The organism is Candidatus Planktophila sp. (genome assembly GCF_046070465.1).
Taxonomy (GTDB): domain Bacteria; phylum Actinomycetota; class Actinomycetes; order Nanopelagicales; family Nanopelagicaceae; genus Planktophila.
In genome coordinates this window covers 1-3,656 of the sequence record NZ_JBJTMK010000041.1, presented here as the reverse complement: position 1 = coordinate 3,656, position 3,656 = coordinate 1, and the positions used below count along the sequence as shown (strand labels likewise).

At 50.1% G+C, this 3,656-nt stretch carries 4 protein-coding genes and 1 pseudogene; all 5 read right to left on the bottom strand.

Annotation, left to right across the window (positions count from 1 at the left end):
- Positions 1-99: 99 nt before the first annotated feature.
- The gene (locus tag ACKOVI_RS02110) at positions 100-1,218 is read right to left on the bottom strand and encodes an Mrp/NBP35 family ATP-binding protein (protein WP_509602362.1); all 1,119 of its coding nucleotides are present in this window, start codon (positions 1,216-1,218) and stop codon (positions 100-102) included.
- Entirely contained in the window at positions 1,215-1,520 is a 306-nt protein-coding gene (locus ACKOVI_RS02105; RefSeq protein ID WP_509602361.1) for a sec-independent translocase, read from the bottom strand. The genes ACKOVI_RS02110 and ACKOVI_RS02105 overlap by 4 nt, the downstream gene beginning before the upstream one ends.
- 17 nt (positions 1,521-1,537) lie before the next feature.
- A complete protein-coding gene (locus ACKOVI_RS02100) occupies positions 1,538-2,653 on the bottom strand; it encodes a S1C family serine protease (protein WP_509602360.1) in 1,116 nt (371 codons plus the stop codon).
- Positions 2,654-2,665: 12 nt separating this feature from the next.
- Positions 2,666-3,292, bottom strand: coding sequence for an O-methyltransferase (locus ACKOVI_RS02095; protein ID WP_509602358.1), 627 nt, complete (start codon positions 3,290-3,292; stop codon positions 2,666-2,668).
- A pseudogene (locus ACKOVI_RS02090) lies at positions 3,289-3,656 on the bottom strand (leucyl aminopeptidase family protein); the annotation flags it as partial. The gene ACKOVI_RS02095 and the pseudogene ACKOVI_RS02090, both read right to left, overlap by 4 nt.

The following is a 3,656-nucleotide window of genomic DNA, read 5'->3' as shown; positions in this document are numbered from 1 at the left end:
CGCGAACTTGCAAGCTTGCGCATCGCCTTGGGAGATGTTTCAACACGTGACTATGTACGCAGCGAACTTCAAGATGTAGCAAAAGGAATTATCGAAGAGCTACGCAAGCCCGAGTCTGACCCCAATTAAAGATCCTTGGCGAATCACTAACTTATCTACAATCGCTGAAATTGCTTGAGCGCTTGCGCTCTCAGGTGCGCTCATCACAACCGGTGCACCTTGGTCGCCACCTTCACGAAGATCAACGTTAAATGGCACTTTGCCCATCAGTGGGACATCTGCGCCAACCAGTGTTGTCAGACGCTTGGCGGTCTCTTCTCCCCCGCCTTCCCCGAAGAGCGCCATCTCTTCACCACACTTGGGGCATGAAATAGCTGACATATTTTCGATAACGCCAATGACTCGTTGATGAATTTGATGTGCGATACGGCCAGCGCGCTCTGCAACCTCAGCTGCTGCAACTTGTGGCGTCGTGATGACCAGAATCTCTGAAGTTGGAATCAACTGCCCAAGAGAGATTGCAAGATCGCCAGTTCCGGGTGGTAGGTCGATAAAGAGAATATCGAGATCACCCCAATATGCATCAGAGAGAAGTTGCTCGAGCACGCGGTGCAGCAGGGGGCCTCGGTATGCAATTGCATCAGAGCGTTCTGGCTTGAACATCTCCATCGATACTACTTTTACGCCGTAGGCCTCGAGTGGAATAAACATCTGATCAATTGCCGTTGGTCTCTGCCCAATAAGTCCCATCAGGCGAGGGATGGAATGGCCATAGACATCTGCATCGAGAATTCCTACGCGAAGACCCTTTTCTGCTGCTGCAACTGCCAAGTTTGTGGTGAGAGAAGATTTTCCGACTCCGCCTTTACCTGAAGCGACACCGATTACTCGAGTGAGTGAGTCTGCCTGGGCGAATGAGATAAAAGCTTCGCGACCATTTCGAAGAAGTTTCTTGATATTTGCACGTTGCTCTTCACTCATGACGCCAAATTCGATCTGCACGGAAGTGACATCGGGAAGTGCAAGGACTGCGCTCTCAATATCGCTCTTAAGGCGATCGCGCATGGGACAGCCTGAGATTGTCAGGAGAATTGTGAGATCTACTCGATCACCTGTCTGAGAGATGGATTGCACCATTCCCAGTTCGGTAATGGAACGATGGAGCTCTGGGTCATTGACCTTGGAGAGTGCATCAAAAATTGGACCTGAAAGGGTCATAGGAGATCAGGATCGATCTTGTGCTCAGGACGCACCTTTGGCTTTGCCGGAGTTTCGTCTAAGACTGACTCGATCTGCTTCTTTACAAATGTCTTAGGGTTGAGATCTGCAGGCTTGAGATCTTCAAAGCCAGGGCCAAGGTTCTCCTTCAGCTCATTCGTAGCAGTAGTAGCAAGACCGCGAAGTTTCTTGACAACTTTTGCTGCCTCAACTGCAAAGTGAGGCAACTTATCTGGACCAACGAGAACCATTGCAAGAATTGCAAGGCCGATGATTTCACCAGCGCCGAAGTCGAAGAACATGCGAGTACCTTATCGCTCTACTTGCCAGCTGTCAGGATGAGCGTTGCTTGATAGTTCTTGCCATCGCGGGTGTATTTCACGATTACTGTATCTCCGACGTCGTGAGAGCGAACTGCAACGATAAGTTCTTCGGGGCTTGTGATTGCGCGTCCATCAAATTCAGTAATGAGGTCACCAGGCTTCAGTCCCGCCTTTGCAGCTGGTCCCCCGCTTAAAATTGCTGTGCTCTTCGTAGCAATCTGCGCGCCCTTGCCGCTGACTGACATATCAACAGAGACGCCGATAACAGGATATGTTGCCTTGCCGTTCTTAATCAACTGTTCTGCAGTCTTGCGTGCTTGATTAATTGGAATGGCAAAACCAAGTCCGATAGATCCTGATTGTGAACCAAGCGAAGTTCCTAGAGTTGCAATCGCTGAGTTAACTCCGATAACAGCACCAGTCGAATCCACGAGCGGTCCTCCGGAGTTGCCCGGATTGATTGCCGCATCTGTCTGTAGCGCATTGATAAACGAGTTTTCTTGGGCAGACTCGCCTGCTGTCACTGCGCGATCTTTAGCGCTGATGATTCCGAGAGTCACAGTGCCCTGAAGACCCAATGGGGAGCCGATTGCTAAAACTGAATCTCCCACCGCAACCTTGTCGCTATCTCCAAATTGAAGTGCTGGCAATGTGCGATTGCTTACTCGCAGAACAGCAAGATCATAGGAAGCATCGCGACCAACGACCGTCGCCTCAAATGCAGATCCATCTTGAAGGCGAACGGTGATAGTCCCACCACTTGTTACCGCAGAAGCGATAACGTGATTGTTGGTGAGGATGTAACCATCACTGGAAATAACAAAGCCAGAACCGGTTGCACCTCCATCGGCATCTTTAGCTTCGATGCTCACAACGGATGGCAATACTCGTTTTGCGATTCCTGCGACGGAATTTGCAGGACGTTCGATTGTTGAAGTTGATTTCACTAACTTTGTTGAGTAACCGAAGAGAGATCCACTTGAAGAAGCTCCGAATGCACCAGCGGTAACGCCGACGACAATCGCAAGAACGATTGCACTGCGAAGTGAGATTGCCTTACCCGTTGAAGTTGGAACGCCCCACCATGGGCCTTGGCCGCCAAAGTTGCTCATGCGCTTAGTCTGCTACAACTTTGTGGCGAGTAACAATCCATCGCCGACGGGAATGAGCGAAGTAGCCCAAACTTCTGAGTCGGCCTTCAGCGCTTTCCCAGCTTCACGAAGCGCAACTGTCTTGGGATCGCGTTGTGCAGGGTCAGAAACTTTTCCGCCACCAAAGAAATTATCTACAACGAAGACTCCACCGCTTCGAAGAATGCGCGCACCCTCAGAGATTGCATAGGTCAGGTCTTCAGGATTGTGGCGATAAATTACCAAGTCATATGCGCGATCTGTCAGCTTTGTCATTACTTCCATAACTGGATTTGTAATCAAACGAAAACGTGAAGGTGCAATTTCTGCATCCATTAAAGCCATCTTTGCGATTGAACTATGTTCCATCTCGTCATCGATAGATGTGAGGGTTCCTGATTTCAACATTCCATCGAGAAGCCATAGTGATCCGACTCCAGAACCTGTTCCAACTTCGACAACTGATTGCGCTTTGAGAAGCTGAGCTAAGAATGAGAGATAAGCACCCGCACCTTGAGTGACATCACGAGTTCCAATTTCGACTCCGCGTGCACGAGCTGCGAGCTTGATCGCATCCTCTGGCTGAAATCCTTCTGCATAGGAATGCGGATCAGTAATCATGAGAGCGACAATATCCAATCAACGAGCAAACGGACGCCATATCCGGTTCCGCCCTTTGGATTTTCTCCTGAATCGGCTTCGCTGCGAGCCGTTCCTGCAATATCAAGGTGTACCCATTTGCGATCGCCAACAAAGTGCTCGAGGTAGAGAGCGGCTGTCACAGACCCTGCAGAGTAATCGTGCTTGTCCGCTGCATGGTTGAGATCGGCGACATCGCTTTCGAGTGAATCTGCATAATCATCGACGAGTGGCATATGCCAGACGCGTTCTCCGGAAGCTTCACCTACTGCGCTGAGCTGAGCAGCTAACTTGTTATCACGTGTGTACATCGCTGCATATTGACGACCTAGCCCCAGTGTTGCAG

Excerpts from the sequence above, each read along its gene's own strand:
- ACKOVI_RS02110 (WP_509602362.1), bottom strand. The coding sequence starts at position 1,218 with ATGACCCTTTCAGGTCCAATTTTTGATGCACTCTCCAAGGTCAATGAC.
- ACKOVI_RS02105 (WP_509602361.1), bottom strand. The coding sequence starts at position 1,520 with ATGTTCTTCGACTTCGGCGCTGGTGAAATCATCGGCCTTGCAATTCTT.
- ACKOVI_RS02100 (WP_509602360.1), bottom strand. The coding sequence starts at position 2,653 with ATGAGCAACTTTGGCGGCCAAGGCCCATGGTGGGGCGTTCCAACTTCA.
- ACKOVI_RS02095 (WP_509602358.1), bottom strand. The coding sequence starts at position 3,292 with ATGATTACTGATCCGCATTCCTATGCAGAAGGATTTCAGCCAGAGGAT.